This is a genomic window from Venatorbacter sp. C2-1, from assembly GCF_022832715.1.
GTDB classification, from domain to species: domain Bacteria; phylum Pseudomonadota; class Gammaproteobacteria; order Pseudomonadales; family Oceanobacteraceae; genus Venatoribacter; species Venatoribacter alkanivorans.
The window spans coordinates 1,283,482-1,300,705 of record NZ_CP094879.1 but is presented as its reverse complement, the minus strand read 5'-3'; the positions used below and the strand labels follow the sequence as shown (position 1 = coordinate 1,300,705).

The following is a 17,224-nucleotide window of genomic DNA, read 5'->3' as shown; positions in this document are numbered from 1 at the left end:
GCCGGTCTGAAACCCGTGCAATCCGCAGGTTAACCTCACAACGGAGCATCTGCGGGAGCCAGGCCGGTACAGAATAAGGGGCACGAAGTGTAACGCAAAACGGGCTTCGCTAACCAGTCAGGTGCTGATATAATCCCGCGCCCGAAAAATGTTCTTTAACTTTAAGAGATAGCGATCCCTATGCAACCCATGGTGAACTTGGCGTTGCGCGCTGCGCGTAATGCTGGTCAAGATCTGGTCCGTCGCCTGGACCGCTTCGATTCGTACAAAAGCACGGATCAGGAGAAAGCAAAGTTTGTGGCAGACTGCACCATTGGTCTGGAAAAAGGCATTATTTTTGAGCTGAAGAAAGCCCTGCCTGAGCACAACTTTTACGGCCGTGAAACCGGTCAGAACGGCGAACAGGCCAACCAGCCTGTGTGGCAGGTGTGCGTCATCGACGACATCTCCAACTTCCGCGTAGGTATCCCATCTTTTGCCATCATCGTCTGCTGCATGCAAAACGGCAAAGCAGAACACTCGGTGATCCTCAATCCTATTAATGGTGATGAATTCACGGCTTCACGTGGCCGTGGCGCCCAGCTGAACAACCGCCGTATCCGCAGCGGTAACGTTAACAGCCTGAGCGACGCCATCGTTGGTTACACCCAGCCTATGGGCAACAACGAAGCCGCCTTCGATCAGCTGCAGCGTTTACAGCGTCTGATGTCAAAAAGCTTTGACCTGCGCAACATCGGCTCCAACGCCCTGTCTATCTGCTACGTAGCCGCCGACCGTTTCCAGGGCGCCCTGCTGAGCAACGTTGATGAGTTTGCCCTGAACGCTGCCGGCCTGCTGGCTTCCGAAGCCGGTTGTCTGCTGTCTGAAGTGAGTGGTCAGCCATTGCTGCGCGCTCCGGCCAACCTGGTGGTCAGCAACCCACGTCTGCTGAAAGCCCTGCTCGCCAAAGACTGATATACCGGCCATCACCGGCAGCATGTTGTTTTCAACAGATAACGACACTGCCGGTGATCACGGTTTGCCCTGCCTACTGCCGCACCATCACTAACCGTCAGTGTTCTCTATACCACGCAGTGTTTTGTTACCCAGCAGCAGCACTCCCAGTGTCATCGCGACTGCCCCAAGAGTAAAAATGCTGCCCAGCGATGACATAAACTTGCCCAGCACACCAATCCCCAGAGTACCGAGGGAGTCCCCCGAAGCATCCTGCGCCGTCCAGATACCATTAATACGACCCAGATACTGATCGGGAGTATTAATCTGCACCAGGTTGTATTGCAGCAGCGAGGCGATGGACACCAGATAGCCAAAAGCGGCGAGCAAAAACAGTGCAGTAATAAAACTGTGGTTAAGCCCCAGCGCCATCATGCAGGCAAAGGCCGCCAGACTGACAAACAGCATCACCTGCCCGGGTTTCTGCACATGGCTGGCCCAGCCACTCACCAGTGCGCCTAAGGTTGCCCCCAGCGGCACTGCGGAATACATCAGCCCGAGTTCAGCCGCCCCACCGGCAAAAGCGTCTTCTACCAGTGCCGGAAACAGCACACGAATGGCTGTGGTTAACGTCACCAGAGTTCCGGCCAGTACGGTGTAAAACACAATGCGGTTAGCAAACAGATAACGAAAACCCGCCGCCAGCGCCTTTAGCGGATGATGCTCTTCCACCTCCTGCGGACGCATGGAGGGCAATGCCAGCAAAGGAATCAGGGTCAGACCAGTGCCCAGTGCGGCAATCAGATAATTCCAGCCGACGTCGGCAAAGGCGATGATCAGCCCGCCCAGCGCCGGGGAAATAACCGTCGCCAGACGTACCGACAACATACTGACGGCACGCGCCTGCAGCAGATTTTCACGTCCGACAATAAAAGGCATGCAGGCTAACAAAGCGGTTACACCAATAGCACCGAAGAAGCCGTCCCAGACGGCCAGCAGATAAATAACCCAGAGTTGCGGCTGTGGCAGCCAGGCGTTTACCGCCAACCCGAGAAAACCAATGCCGCACACAGCGCGGGCAAACAGAATCAGTTTTTTACGGTCATCACGGTCGGCCAGCACGCCACCCAGTAACAGTCCGGCAAACATACCCGCGCCTTCCAGTGCCATTACCAGCCCCACCTGAAACGAATCACCACTGAGCTGATACACCTGCATGGGTATGGCAACCGCCAGCATGCCCAGCCCCAGCAGGGAAATGGTACGGGCAATAAATACGTTGCGGAAATGACGGTTGGTTTTCAGCAGGCTGAAATCAACAAAGAACGATTTTTTATTCATAGCATCAACTTAAACTAAGGCCGGTCATGCACTGACCGGCGGGTAATGACGGGAGAAACCTGCGGCTTCACTGTCTCCCTCAGCAAGCAGACGGTCGAGTAACGGGCCGAGCTGCTGCAGGGATTGTGGCGAAAGGATATTTTCATGACTGGCCCAGGGCAGAAATTCATACTCGGCTCCCGGTGCATAAGGCTGCCAGTCGGCTTGCGGGCGGATATAAGCGGGCAGATCCTGGGCGGCGACAAACACGCTGAAGCGGCCGTCGTAAACCGGAGTACGCGTCTGTTTCAGCAGACGTACCGCATCTTTGTAGTTGGCAAAAATCTGCTCCAGCATGGCGTCTTTTTCTGCCTGTGCCTGGGCCATGGCCTGCTGCTCGTCCTGCGCCAGCGTTGCACTGTCTGTTTCCGCACCGACGGCATCATTCAGCAGTTGCGCCTGTTCCCGCTCGGCACCTAAGGCTTCTTCTGCACCTTCCGGATCGTTCCAGTCATGTACTTCCGCCGGATAGGTATCGAGCAGACCGAGGAAGGCCACCTCCTCGCCCTGAGCGCGCAACTGCGCCGCCACGGCATAGGCCACCGTGCCACCCAGCGAGTAACCCAGCAGATAGTAAGGTCCGTGAGCCTGCTCGCGGCGGATAATGCTCAGCTGACGCTGCACCAGTTCCTCCATGCTGGCGCTGCTGGCCATCAGGCCGTGCGGGCGCGGTGACTGCAGGCCGATGATGGCGCGGCCTTCACGCAGGTAACGCGACAGCACACTGTACTGCCAGGCAAAGCCCGAGCCCGGACAGAAGCAGAACAGCGGCTCTGGTGTGTGGCCGTGAACGTCTTTACGCGCCGCACGAAGCCTGATCACTTCGGCAAAACCATCGTGACCAAAATCGTTGCGCTGGTCGTTTTCGTTAAGCAACGCTGCCAGTCGCGCCACGGTGGGTGCGCCCATAATCTGCCCCACAGTCACCGCACGTTTCAGTTCCCGACGGATATCGGCCGCTAAGCGCATGGCCAGTAACGAATGGCCGCCAAGGGCGAAGAAGTCGTCATCGGCACGGAGTTCCGTCACCTCCAGCAGGCGCATAAACAGCTGCGCCAGACGTTGCTCCAGCCCGCGTGCCGGTGCGCGCCCGCTGCTGCTGACAGCGCTGCTGAGCTGAGGTTTGGGCAGAGCTTTACGGTCGAGTTTGCCGTTGGCGCTTAACGGCAGCTTTTCCAGCGCAACCCAGGCCACCGGCACCATATGCGCAGGCAGCGCAGCACTGGCGGCGGCTTTGAGTGCATCCTCTGCCAGCGTTACGCCGGGCTGCGCCACCAGATAAGCCACCAGCTGGCGGTTGTCTTCACCGGAGCCGTTATTGCCCTCGTGCAGCACCGTTGCATGCACCACGGCATTGGCCACGCCCGGTTGCGCCAGCAAACAGGTTTCGATTTCACCCAGCTCAATGCGCTGACCGCGGATTTTGATCTGATCGTCGGCACGCCCCAGATATTCCACTGCGCCATTGCTCAGCCAGCGCACCACATCGCCGGTGCGGTACATACGACTGCCCGGCGGACCATAAGGATCGGCAACAAAACGCCCGGCGCTGAGTGCAGCGCGGCCCAGATAGCCGTGCGCCAGCTGTACACCACTGAGGTACAGCTCGCCGGTAGCCCCCACAGGGACCGGGCGTAATGTCGCATCCAGCACCTGCAGACGGGTGTTCCACACCGGACGTCCTATCGGCACACTGTTACCCAATGACACTGGGCTGCCCGCAGACGACACAGCCTGTGAGGCCGGTTCGTAACTGACATCCACCGCCGCTTCGGTCGGGCCGTAGAGATTGTGCAGCTGCACGCCCTGATCATCCGCGGCACCAGCACCAAAACGCTGGTTAAAGGCATCGGCCTGAGCCCAGGTCAGGGCTTCACCGCTGCAGAAGACCTGACGCAATGATGTACACAGCGGTTGTTCTTCACCGTACAGCGCACGCGCTGTGCTGGTAAAAATCGCCAGCATGGAGGGGACGAAATGCAGGGTGGTGACCTGCCAGCGGTTAATGGTGTCGATCAGCGCCTGCGGATCTTTGTGCGCCTCGGGTGCGGCCATCACCAACCCGGCGCCCACACACGCCGACCAGAAAAATTCCCACACCGACACATCAAAGCTGCACGGCGTTTTCTGCAATACCACATCCGCTGCCGTCAGCGGGTACTGGTGCTGCATCCACTCCAGCCGGTTAACGATGGCTTCATGGCCAACCAGCACACCCTTTGGCCGCCCGGTAGTGCCCGAGGTGTAAATCAGATACGCCGGATGCGCTGGGGTGATAGTCACCCGCTTAAGCTGTGACGCATCGCTGGTCTGCAGGTCGTTCACATCCAGCAGCGGGCTGTTGCCAGCCAGTGGTTGCAGCCGTGCAAACAGGGCTTCTGCCGTGATCAGCGCCGCCGCGCCAGCATCCTGCAACATAAAGCCGAGACGCTCGTCCGGATAACCGGTATCCAGCGGCAGATAAGCCGCACCGGCCTCAATTACCGCCCAGATGGCCAGGGTCAGATCCACCGAGCGCGGCAGGGCCAGCGCCACAATGCTGCCCTGCGTCACCCCAGCCTGCTGCAGACCTGCAGCCATGGCATCCACCCGCGCACGCGCTGCGCCATAGGTCAGAGTCTGGTGCTCGTCGGCCACACAGAACGCCTGCATATGATGCTCAGCCCGACTGCGCAGCGCCGACTGCAGGGTGGCACCGGACAATGGCCGCTGCGTGTTATTAGCCTCTGTCAGCAGGCTTTGCTCCACCGGACTCAGCGCTGGCCAGCGGGCCAACGGCACAGCGGAATTGCTATTGGCTTCAGCCAGCGCCAGACGCAACACATGGGCCACGCGCTGCGCCAGCAGCGCTGCGTTCAGGCCCAGCGTCGCCAGTGCCTGGCGGTCTTCTACCAGCAGAGTCAGCTGCTCGCCGGGAATCACCAGCAGCGCCAGCGGGTAATGGCTGTAGCCACGGTTATGAATAGCGCGGATATGCAACGGCTGGCTGCCATTGCCACTGAGCTCGGCGCTGGCCCAGGCGGAGTCGGGGTAGTTTTCCACCACCAGCAGAGTGTCAAAGAGAGTACCCAGTCCGGCCTGACGCTGAATGTCCGCCAGTCCCAGACTGTCCTGTTCCATCAGATGCGCGTGTTGCTGCTGTATGGCCGCAAGCTGGGGCCAGAAGGCCTGATCAGCGTCGGTCTTAACCCGCACCGGCAGGGTATTGAGGAACAAGCCAACCTGATCGGCCAGACCGTTAATGGCCGCGCTGCGTCCGGACACCGGCGTGCCGAACAGTACGTCGTCGCGCCCGGTTATGCCACGCAGGACCTGAGCCCAGATGCCCTGCATCAGCACGTTGAGGGTAATCCCCTGACGCCGCAGCCTCTGCGTCAGCGCCTGGGTTTCTGCCGTGGTTAAGGTGAGCGTGTATTCGCTGACAGCGGCCACCGCTGTGCGGCTGTCGGCAGCATCGAATATACAGGTCGGGCTGGCCCCCGCCAGCGCCTGCGCCCACACAGCGCGTGCTTCAGTGTCATCACGCTGCAGCAGCTGTTGCATCAGTTGCGGGTAGGACACATCCAGCGCCGGTAGCGGCGCCTGTGTCTGGTAAGCGGTGATCAGATCGCGCAGCAGCAGCGGCGTCGACCAGCCATCCACCACCAGATGGTGAATCACCAGAATCAGTTCACTGCGCGGTGCGTTGTCTTCATTCACCCCGAGATGCACCAATGCCGCTGCCAGCATCCCACCAGCGCGGTCGGTGGGGTAATGCGCCTGCAGCAGCTGTTGTTCAAGCTCAGCAAAGGCCCGGGCGCGCTCGCTGGCGGGCAAGATGCTGAGATCGTGTTCGCTCAACGGCCAGTGCCGTTCCGTAACGGCCGGCATTACCAGTAACGACTGCTCCAGACTGTCACTGTCGAACAGCCCGGCCAGTTGCGGATAGCAGCCCACTACATGATTGAGCGCCTGCTGTAAGCGTTCACTGTCCACCACGCCACTGAGAGACAGGCGGGTAAAGGCGTTGTAGTTACCGCCATCCGGGTGCAACTGGGTTTCAAACAGCATACCCTGCTGCAGCGGCAGCAGAGGTGCGGCCTCCACCTCACGCCCATAGCGCAGCTGCAGGGTCTGGCGCTCCGCCGCGCTCAGCCACTCCAGCTCAGAAGCCGTGTTTGCCTGCAGGGGCGTCATTACAGTGGCCAGTGCGCGTGGGGTTTTCAGGCTGAACACCTGCGCCGGCTTCAGCAGCCAGCCCTGCCCGCGCACAGCGGTACAGAGAATAATGGCGCTGATACTGTCACCACCGATGGCAAAGAAATCGTCATCCGCGCCCACCTGCCCGAGCCGAAGCACAGCGGCCATTTGTATGCACAGCAGCGCCTCGTCGTCGCTTAGTGCCCTGTTGGTGTGAACACTGCCGCCGTGCATATCCTGACTGCTCGGTAATGCCTTGCGGTCAATCTTACCGCTGACATTACGCGGGAATTCATCCATCACCAGCAGCAACGACGGCACCATGTAATCCGGCAGCCGCTCGCGCAGCAGACCCAGCAGTTCGCGGCTGCGCTGTGTGCGCTCGTCACCGCTCAGCCCCGGAATCACGCAATAGCCAAGCAAACGCTGGCTGTTGTTGATCGACTCCGCCAGCACCAGCGCGCTTTCCACCGCCGGCAGTAGCGACAGGGCATTTTCCACCTCACCGATTTCGACGCGGTAGCCACGGATTTTCACCTGATCGTCACCGCGCCCGGCAAATTCCACACGGCCATCGCTGGTCCAGCGCACCAGATCACCGCTGCGGTACATGCGGCTGCCTGGCGGGCCATAAGGGTCGGCAACAAAACGTCCGGCCGAGAGTGCGCCACGGGCCAGATAACCCGCCGCCAGACCGGCACCGGCGATATAGAGTTCGCCCAGTACGCCCGGCGGCACCGGCTGTAAGCGGGCATCGAGAATGTAAACGCAGGTATTGCCGATGGGGCGGCCCACCAGCGGGCGCTCGCTGTCACGCACGCAGGCACGCAGGGTATCCACTGTGTATTCGGTCGGGCCGTACAAATTGTGGGCGGTAAGTTGCGGATGCTGATTCAGCTGCTGCCACAGGTTAGCCGGGCAGGCTTCGCCACCGATCAGAATCAGCGACGGCTGATGATGGTCGGCGTCCATCAGGCCCTGATTGAGCAGTTGTGCCAGAAACGACGGTGGCAGGTCGAGGGTGTCGATGCCACGTTGCCGGATCTGCTGCACCAGCTCGCTGGCGTCGCGTCGCACAGTGTCGTCGAACACATGCACTTCTTCGCCCAGCAGCAGCCAGAAAATCTGCAGCCAGCTGGAATCGAACGAAAACGAATGGGTGTGACCGGCGCGCAGTGGCCGCCCCGGACAGCGCTGCGCGATCTGCTCGCGCAGCGGCTCATAAAAGGCGCTGCGGTGTGAGCTGATCAGATTAAGCAACGCGCCGTGGGTGTTCATCACCCCTTTCGGCCGCCCGGTACTGCCCGAGGTAAAAATGACATAGGCGATATCATCGCCCCCCGGCAGCGGTCGCTCATCAGCGTTCAGTCGCACGGCGGGCTGGGTCTGCAACTCTGCCAGCAACGCCATATCGTCGAGGTTCGCCCGCTTAAGCTGTGCCGGAAACTGTGCCCCAACCTGAGCAGTACTGAGCAACAAAGCTGGTCTGGCGTCCTCACACATCATGGCCATACGCCCGGCCGGGTAATCCAGATCCAGCGGCAACCAGCTGGCACCGCTGTCGAGCACCGCCAGCATGGCCAGTACCGAATAGCGCGACCTTGGCAGCGCAGTGGCCACGACCTGACCACGCCCTATGCTCTGAGCCCGCAGCCAGCGGCTGAGACGTGCAACTTCTGCACCAGCCCCGGCAAAGGTCAGGCGCTCGTCGGCGCCGCTGCCAGCGGCAAAAACCAGCGCGGTGTGCGCCGGTTTTTTCTGCACCTGCTCCCAGAACAGGTCAGCGATATTGTGCAGATCCTGTGGTGGCGGGAATACCCGCCCCTGTTGCCACAGGTTCAGGCTGTGACGTTCGTCGTCGCTGAGCAGGGGCACATCGGCCAGTGGAGATTCCGGTTGCGCCAGCCAGTAATTGAGCAGGCGCACAAAGCGTTCAGCATGGGCAGCTAATTCAGCGGCAGTGTAACGGCCAGCACCGGCGCGTAATTCCAGCAATAAGTGCTGCTCATGCACCAGCAGACCGAATTCAATATCGTCTACCGGGCCGGTGGCGAGGTGATGGGTAATACCTTCGGCTCCGGCAAAATCCAGGCGGTAATCAAAGTGTTTGTAGTTCACCACCGCGCCGTATAAAGGGTCGCCGGCCACGCGCTTCAGGTCGCGTGCAATCTGTTCGGCATCGTATTTCTGATGGCGGCGCACGGCGGCCATCTGTTCGTGCACCTGACGGGTTAATTCAGACAGCGAGGTCAGCGGCGCAATACTGAGTGGTAATGGCAACACGTTCACCACCGGAGCCGCAGAGGTAATGGCCGCCGAACCCAGACGGCGCATAAAGGGCACGCCAAGCACCTGAGTGCTCTGGCCGGTCATGCGGGCCAGATAAGCACCAATCAGGGCCATCAGCACATCCGGCAGACCGGTGCGTTTAGCGCATTGCGCGGCAAAGGTTTTCAGGCGGCTGAGCACATCGCCGGCCAGCGGTAATTCCACGGTTAATAACGATGCGGCCCCCGCAATGCTGTGCGGCCTGGCCGATAAGGATGCCGGTGTGGGCAGGTCGGCACAGAGCTCTGACCAGAAAGCCTTATCACGCTGGCAGGCGTCCGAGGCGCGGTAAGCCTGATATTCCGCCGTCACCTCAGTTACCGCTGTAAAGGGCGACGGCCCACAGGCGATACCCGCCAGACGCTCAGAATACAGAGCGGCAATACGGCGGCTTAAAGCATTAATGCTGAACCCATCGAGCTGAATATGGTGGTATCTCTGGTACCAGAGCCAGTGCTCCGGCGCGAGCTGAATCAGCAGATGACGGAACAGAGGGGCTTCACCATCCACCGCCAGATGGGCGTGACTGTCGGCCCACATCTGTGCAAAGGCCTGTTCACGGCCATCAGGCCGTGCCGAGAAATCCAGCTGTTCACAGGCGGAAATATCCTCTGCCCTTAAACAACGCAGCGTCTGCTGACCGTCACGATACAACGCACACACCGTATCGGCTTCCGTCATGGCCTGGCGAATGACCAGATCGAGCAGTGCCGCATTTAACGGCCCGCGGATTTCCACCGCATGGGAAATGTTATACAGGTCGCCGCTTTCGCTGACCTGATCCGCCAGCCAGATTCCCTGTTGGGTGCCGGTCAGTGCCTGCCCGTTAATATCTGCACCGCTCATTGTCCGGCACCTGCGGTAAATGGATTAATACTGAGCCAGTGCGTCTCAATAAAATCGTTACAGGCACTGCGCGCCGCCGGACCGAATTGCGGGTGCCAGCCTTCAGGAACGGTGGCAAATACCGGCCATAAACTGTATTGCCCCGCACTGTTTTTCAGCACCAGAAATTCATGCTGGTCATCGTCGAACGGATTTAAATAGGCACTATTGCTCATAACAGATCCTGATTTTTAAATAACCGAAAAAAGGCGTTTTAATCCCGACAGTAATTCGCTGTGCCAGCACAGCCAGTCGTGACCACCACGGAATTGCTGAAAAGAAACATGCGCTCCGGCAGCATTCAGGGCATCGTGCATGGCGTGATTAACCCCAAGCATGCTGTCTTCGTAGCAGCCGATCTGCAGTTCCACATTAAGCTCACTGAGCACAGGGGCAGACGAACGCACATGGCGGGTAAGCAGACCATTACCGGCCTCCTCATTAACATCCGGCCACCAGAAAGAGCCCGACTGACTGAGCACGTTGCCGAAACGCTGTGGCCAGTTAAGCGCGGCGTACAGCGCCGCTAAACCACCAAAGCTCTGACCGGCGACGATGGTTTTTTGCGCAGCAGTGGAAAAAGCTTCCAGTCTTTGCGCATCGGCTAATAATTCCTGCTGCAGCATCAGCCAGAACGCTGAATTACAGGTTAATTCGCGCGAGCGCACATCACTGCTGACCGAATCAATAAATAAATACACCGCGGGCGGAAATTCGCCATTGTGAGTTAAGGCATCCAGCTGGGTGAAAAAGCCTTTGCTGCGTGCCCAGCGCTGTCCGTCGAGAAAAATAACCAGAGGTAAATCCCGACCCGTACCACAGCGGTAACACCACACATCGCGCTCTGCGCCGAGCAGAGCGTTATGCCAGCGCCAGTGATGCAGCTTGCCTTGCGCAGGCAGGCATTTTTCATCGCGTAGCTGCGCATGCACAGCAGCACCCGGTAATATCAGCGCCGATAATTCACGGCCATTACCATCCACATGTGGGGCGCGCAGATTCAGCACATCGGCCTGACCGCTTTGCTGCAATAAATTTATCCACCAGCCGCGCACTGCTGCGGAAAAATCACTGCTGCTTTGCTGCGCACTTTTGGCCGGTGGTAATTGCGTATTTTTTGCTGGCAACAGCACGTAACTGCCAAGCCAGTCGGCGGGTAATTGCGTTTGCCAGTACCAGACATCGGTACCGCTCAGGCGCACCAGACTGGTCAGCTGACGGGTCGGGTGCGGCGTGTGTGAATACACATCAATAAATACCGCTTTATAAGGCGAACAGTTTTCTGCACCTTGCGGATCACGCCACAGAAAGGTGATACCGCACTGGTTATCAGCACGGCTGGTTAGCAGTGGCGTACCCTGTTTTTTTATCTGTTTCCAGAATGCATCTGAACCAGGAACTGCGGTTATATCTGAGGCAGAAAAAACCTGCCGTAAAGCGCTCTCCTGCATTACGGCAGAAGCCTCAGCCACAGTTCCTGAGTTCATAATATTCCCGGCGTTCATTACGACCCCCACACTCACTGACACGGAGGCTGCAGCTCACCCGCCACAGACGTTCCAGACAGGCTCAGCCGCTGACGCAAACGGGCAATCAGCAGGTAACACAGAGGCACAAAGAAAATAGCCAGCGCCGTGCCGGAAATGACGCCACCCAGCACGCTGGCGCCAATGGCATTCTGTGCCGCAGCACCCGGGCCGGTAGCAAATACCAGTGGAATAATGCCTGCACCAAAAGCCAGTGAGGTCATCAGAATCGGTCGTAAGCGCTGGCTGGCGGCATGCACGACGGCAGCCATTGGCATCTCTCCGCGGGCAATTTCGCTTTCGGCAAATTCAACGATCAGAATGGCATTTTTAGCAGCAAGGCCGATGGTGGTGAGCACGCCGACCTGAAAGAAAATATCGTTTTTCATACCCAGCAACATGACTCCCGCCACGGCACCGAGCAGGCCCAGCGGAATCACCAGCATCACGGCAACCGGAATGCTCCAGCTTTCGTATAACGCGGCCAGACAAAGAAAAACAAACAAAACGGATACGACATAAAGCACCGGGGCCTGATCGCCGGAAATTTTGTCCTGATAAGAAAGCCCTGCCCATTCCAGATTGGTATCGGTCATGCTGGCCGCCGCTTTTTCAATCATGGCCATGATGTCACCAGAGCTGGCTCCGGCTTCTCCGGCGCCACTGATTTCAATCGCAGGTAAACCATTAAAGCGTGCCAGCTGTGCCGGTCCGGAGGTCCAGCGAGTGGAGGCAAATGCAGAAAATGGTGTCATGCTGCCATTCACACCACGTACATACCATTCACCCAGATCCGACGGCTGAGCACGGTATTCGGCGGCGGCCTGCACCATGACCTTTTTTACCCGGCCGTGATGAATAAAATCATTCACATAAGCGCCGCCCCAGGCCGCACTTAACGTGGAATTAACATCGGCCGGACGCAGTCCCATAGCCGCCGCTTTTGGCTGATCTATATCGATGCGTAATTGCGGAATAATGTCGCTGCCTTCGGCATCGGCAAACAGAACGTCCGGTGATTCGCTGATACGCTCCACCAGCTCATGCGCTTTGGTGGTCAGTGCCTCAATTCCCACCGCCGCCGTATCCTGCAACCAGAATTCAAAACCGGCACTGTCACCCAGACCATCCACCGGTGGCAGCACCATGGCGAACATGCGCCCGTCGCGTAATTCTTCATTCAGAATACGGGTTGCCCGTCCGGCAATCGCCTGTGCGGTATTGTCACTGTCAGGACGCTCATCCCAGTCGCGCAGGTTAACAAAAGCAATACCGGCATTCTGACCTGAGCCGGAAAAACTGAAGCCGGAGACGGTATAAATAGCAGCGGTATTATTTTTTTCCCGGGTCAGAAAATAGTCTTCGATCTGGCGCATTACTTCAGCCGTGCGCTCATAGGTCGCCCCCGGTGGCAGCATATAGCGCACCATGACCGTACCCTGATCATCTTCCGGTAAAAAGGTGGTGGGTAATTTCTGATACCCGTAATAAACGCCCAGTCCCAGCAACAGATAAATAACAGCAAAACGACGCGGACGGTTAAGAAATGCCTGTAAACGCCGGCGGTAAGCAGTCTGCAGCCCGCCGATTGCCCGGGCCAGACGAGCGCTCCAGCCAGTGGCCGGTGCAGCGTCCTGCTTTGTGTGTAACAGGCTGACACACAATGCCGGCGTCAGGGTCAGTGCCACCAGAACGGACAAGCCCATTGCCGATACCAGCGTCACGGAAAACTGGCGGTAAATCACACCAACAGAGCCGGGGAAAAATGCCATCGGCAAAAATACCGCGCCGAGTACCACCGCCACACCGATTAACGCACTGGTGATTTCCTTCATACTGCGCCGCGTAGCCGTCAGGGCATCCACACCCTCTTCCTGCATAATGCGTTCGGCGTTTTCCACCACCACAATGGCGTCGTCCACCAGCAGACCAATCGCCAGCACCATGCCAAATAACGTCAGGGTATTAATGGAAAATCCGCCCAAAGCCAGCACTGCGCAGGTACCCAGTAAAACCACAGGCACTGTAATGGCGGGAATTAAGGTTGTGCGCCAGTTCTGCAGAAACAGAAACATCACCAGCACCACCAGCGCCACGGCCTCGGCCAGAGTTTTAAATACCGCACTGATGGAGCGTTTGACGAAACGGGTGGCGTCTTCCGGATACATCACTTTAACGCCATGGGGAAATGAACGGCTGAGCTGCTCAATCCGCTCTTTTACTGCGGCAGCCGTCGCCAGTGAATTGGCACCGGGTGTTGTCATAATCGCCAGTCCGGACGCCGGCATACCATTTAAACGCGAAATACTGCCATAGCTTTCCTGCCCGATTTCTACCCGGGCAACATCCTGCAGCCGCACCAGTGCACCGTCAGTGCTGGTTTTCAACACCAGATTGCGGAACTCATCCACCGTCCGCAAACGCGACAGCGCCGTTACTGTAACGTTGAGCTGTTGCTGATCCGGCGCAGGCAGAGCACCCAGTTCGCCCACCGGCACTTCCGCATTCTGCGCTTCAATAGTGGCGATAACGTCCTGCGGCATCAGGCTATAGCTGGCCAGCTTGTCCGGTTCCAGCCAGATACGCATCGCATAAGGTGAACCGAAATTCTGTATGCGGCCAACACCCGGTACGCGGCTTAACGCATCCAGCATGCTGTTACTCAGCCAGTCGGCAATATCCGAGTTACTGCGCGCGCCGCTTTCGTCATAAAACACCGCCACCATCAGAAAGGTGTTCTGCATCGCCGTCACCGAAAGACCGTTCTGCTGAACCTGTTGCGGCAGACGATAGGTCACCTGATTGACCTTGTTCTGCACCATCACCTGCGCGACTTCGGCATCCTGACCGTGCTGAAAAAACAGCATGATGTCGGTTTCACCACTGGAAGAACTGGTGGAATTAAAATACAGCAGTCCTTCCAGTCCTTTCAGCTCCTGTTCCAGCACCTGAGTCACGCTGTTTTCAACAACAGCGGCTGACGCACCGGGATACATCGCTCCCACGCGCACGATCGGTGGCGCGATATCCGGATACTGCGCCACCGGCAATGTACGCAGGGTCATCAGGCCGGCCAGCATAATGGCAATGGCCACCACCCACGCAAAAACCGGACGATCAATAAAAAAATGCGACACCATAATTTACTGAGCCTCCGCCTGTATCTGCAGGGTATCTGCCCAGTTGCGGGCTTCGGTAATCCGCCCCGGCCAAAGGCGCAGGCTGCCTTCCATCACCAGCCGCCCGCCATCCGGCACTCCGGCCGACACCAGCCAGTCACGGCCGGACTGGCCCTGAACATTCAGAACACTGAGCTGCGCCCGGCCATCACCGTCCAGAATCCAGGCTGTGGCATCACCGCGCTCGTTGTAACGTACGGCCTGCTGCGGGATTCTGTACAGCGCAGGTGCCACGCCCTGCTCAACCCGGGTGCGGACATACATCCCAGGCAACAGCAGGCCCTGTGGATTGGCAAACTGGGCGCGCATGGTGACCACGCCGGTATCAGCATCGACATTCATTTCCGTCAGCTTGAGCTCTCCGGCCAGTGGGTAAGCACTGCCATCCTCCAGCGTCAATCTGACCTGCTGGCTGCCTGACAGCAGCTCGCCGGAAGCCAGGCGGCGGCGGATATTTACCTGATCGCGACTGGATTGAACGATGTCCACATAGACAGGATCAGACTGGCGCACCGTTGCCAGCGGTTCATTCTGTCCGACCACCACTAACGCGCCTTCGCTGATCAGTGAGCGGCCGATACGACCATCGATGGGGGAGCGGATACCGGTGCGTTCCAGATCAATACGCGCGGCATCCACTTCGGCACGCGCCGCTTTTACTTCGGCCACGCCCTGCTGATAGGACGCCAGTGCCAGCTCATATTCATGCTGGCTGACCCCTTCGCTGTCCACCAGTTGACGATAGCGCTCCACACTGATGTTTAAGTTCACCAGGCTGGCCTCCGCGACGGCCAGCCCGGCTTCAGCACGGGCAACCACCGCACGGTAACTGGCATCATCAATCTGATATAACAGCTGCCCTGCCGTAACATCAGCGCCCTCCTCAAACAGGCGCCGCACCACTATGCCACTCACCTGTGGACGCACTTCCGCCGAACGAAAAGCCGATACCCGGCCAGGTAATTCACTGGTCAGGATTTCCGGGCCGGACTGCAGAGTGAGCACCGAAACCTTTGCCGGAGTTTCTTCTTCGGGAGCCGGCTCCGGAGCGGACGAACAGGCGGTCAATAACAGCAGCGACCACAGCAGAGACAACAGACACAGCCTCCGCCGAATGGATATTGAATAACTCATGGTGGTTATAAATTCCTTCACAAAAGATGGCAGCGTCATGCCGCCAGCGTGGCACCGCCGTCCACCACCAGATCATGCATGGTGATATGGCCTGCCAGATCAGAGGCTAAAAAAATAACGGCGTTGGTGATGTCGGCCGGGGTCGCGACCTTGCCCAGCGGAATACCGAGTTTGTACTGCTCGGGCAGACCGCCGATGGTGCGCTGATAGCCATCGGGGAGCATGGCACGCAGCATTGGGGTATCGGTGGAACCCGGCGAAACCAGATTGCAGCGCACAGCAAAAGGCGCCAGCTCCAGAGCCGCACACTGGGCAAAACTGCGCACGGCTGCTTTAGAGGCACAGTACGCTGCCATATTCAGCCGTGGTACATGGGCCGCATTGGACGACACCGTTACAATGCTGCCACGGCGCTGCTCTTTCATCGCCGGACTGAGTGCACGGATCATAGAAAAGACGGCACGCACATTAACGGCAAAACAGGCATCCCAATCGGCCATCGTCAGATTGTCGAGACCGCCCAGACGTAAAATACCGGCCGCATTAATCAGAATATCGGGCACTGCATGGTGCAGATGATCCGCCACACAGGCCTGCACATCGCCGTCACGACTCAGATCAAGTGTTTGCCGGCGAAACGCATAGGCTGCCGGCGGCTGACTGAAAGCCAGATCAAAACCTGTGACGTCAGCACCCAGCGCCGTTAATTGCTGCGCGACCTGCCAGCCAATCCCCTGACCGGCACCGGTAACCCAGGCATGGCGTCCGGAAAAATCAAATGCGGCCATATTTATGCCGCCTTTGCCGCTTGCCGGCGACTGAGTAAATCCCACCAGGCATTAAAGGTGGCCTGGCGCGCCAGCTCTTCAAACTGCACGCGGATACCGGCTTTATCCCATTCACCAATCAGCTGCATTACCTGCACCGAATCCAGACCGTAATCGACCAGCAGTTCGTCGCCGTCGAATTCATCGGCGCTGATTTCCAGCAATTGCAACAGACGCGCCTGCAGACCTTCACGGGTCAGTATTCCGGCCTTGTTATTTTCAGCAAATAAATTCTGAGTCGTGATCACAGAACCGCAGCGGCCTGCCACATATTTCAGTGCCATGACATGTTCGGCGTGGGAAAAATCAGCGACCGCATCCGCCACCATAAAAGGCTGAATATCACGCATAAAGGCATCCAGCGCCGTGGTCAGGCAGCCAATATGTGCATAAACACCAACAATGATTAACTGATCACGCTGCCAGCCGAGCATTTTTTCCTGCAACTCAGAACGCTGAAAAGCGCTGTAACGCCATTTAACCAGTACAGTGTCATCTGTAGCCGGGGCAATGGCCTGAGCAATTTTGCATTGCGCAGGATCGGCCTTAGTCAGACCCGGCCCCCACATATCATTTAACAGCGCACGTTCGGCATCGCTCTGCTCCACCGGCTGTGCTGTATACACCACAGGAATACCCTGCTGCTTTGCCCACTGATAGATACGTGCAATATTGTTGGTAAGAGCACGCATAAGCGGGCTGTCTTTGCCGTAAAAACGCAGAAAATAATCCTGCATATCATGCACCAGCAATACCGCACGCTGGCTGTCGACCGTCCAGTTAACCTTATTTTTTGGCAGCTCATCGGCTGCGGGCAATAAATAGGAGGTGATATCGGGAATGCTCATAAAAA

Annotated in this window: 9 protein-coding genes; 1 reads left to right on the top strand and 8 read right to left on the bottom strand. The window is 58.2% G+C overall.

All coding sequences use genetic code 11. The features are described from left to right. Window positions 1–180 precede the first annotated feature (180 nt). Window positions 181–954 (top strand): inositol monophosphatase family protein, encoded by a 774-nt coding sequence (locus MT343_RS05840; protein WP_145469202.1) that lies wholly within the window; start codon window positions 181–183, stop codon window positions 952–954. A 90-nt stretch (window positions 955–1,044) separates the two neighbouring features. On the opposite strand, the gene entS is transcribed toward MT343_RS05840, so the two are convergent. The 8 genes from entS to MT343_RS05800 form a co-directional block, all read right to left on the bottom strand. Then, a complete protein-coding gene (entS, locus tag MT343_RS05835) occupies window positions 1,045–2,274 on the bottom strand; it encodes an enterobactin transporter EntS (protein WP_145469201.1) in 1,230 nt (409 codons plus the stop codon). A 24-nt stretch (window positions 2,275–2,298) separates the two neighbouring features. Further along, complete coding sequence (locus tag MT343_RS05830; RefSeq protein WP_145469200.1) at window positions 2,299–9,666, bottom strand: non-ribosomal peptide synthetase; 7,368 nt, start codon at window positions 9,664–9,666, stop codon at window positions 2,299–2,301. Then, on the bottom strand, window positions 9,663–9,881 hold the full coding sequence (locus MT343_RS05825) for an MbtH family protein (protein ID WP_145469199.1): 219 nt from the start codon (window positions 9,879–9,881) through the stop codon (window positions 9,663–9,665). The genes MT343_RS05830 and MT343_RS05825 overlap by 4 nt, the downstream gene beginning before the upstream one ends. 15 nt (window positions 9,882–9,896) lie before the next feature. Next, the gene (gene fes, locus MT343_RS05820; protein ID WP_186435921.1) at window positions 9,897–11,192 is read right to left on the bottom strand and encodes an enterochelin esterase; all 1,296 of its coding nucleotides are present in this window, start codon (window positions 11,190–11,192) and stop codon (window positions 9,897–9,899) included. 32 nt (window positions 11,193–11,224) lie between these two features. Then, entirely contained in the window at window positions 11,225–14,371 is a 3,147-nt protein-coding gene (locus MT343_RS05815) for a multidrug efflux RND transporter permease subunit (RefSeq protein WP_145469197.1), read from the bottom strand. Between the two features lie 3 nt (window positions 14,372–14,374). Further along, a complete protein-coding gene (locus MT343_RS05810) occupies window positions 14,375–15,505 on the bottom strand; it encodes an efflux RND transporter periplasmic adaptor subunit (RefSeq protein ID WP_186435920.1) in 1,131 nt (376 codons plus the stop codon). 74 nt (window positions 15,506–15,579) lie between these two features. Beyond that, a complete protein-coding gene (gene dhbA / locus MT343_RS05805) occupies window positions 15,580–16,332 on the bottom strand; it encodes a 2,3-dihydro-2,3-dihydroxybenzoate dehydrogenase (RefSeq protein WP_145469195.1) in 753 nt (250 codons plus the stop codon). Between the two features lie 2 nt (window positions 16,333–16,334). Continuing rightward, window positions 16,335–17,219: an isochorismatase family protein gene (locus tag MT343_RS05800; RefSeq protein WP_145469194.1), complete on the bottom strand. Its 885-nt coding sequence runs from the start codon at window positions 17,217–17,219 to the stop codon at window positions 16,335–16,337. Window positions 17,220–17,224 lie beyond the last annotated feature (5 nt).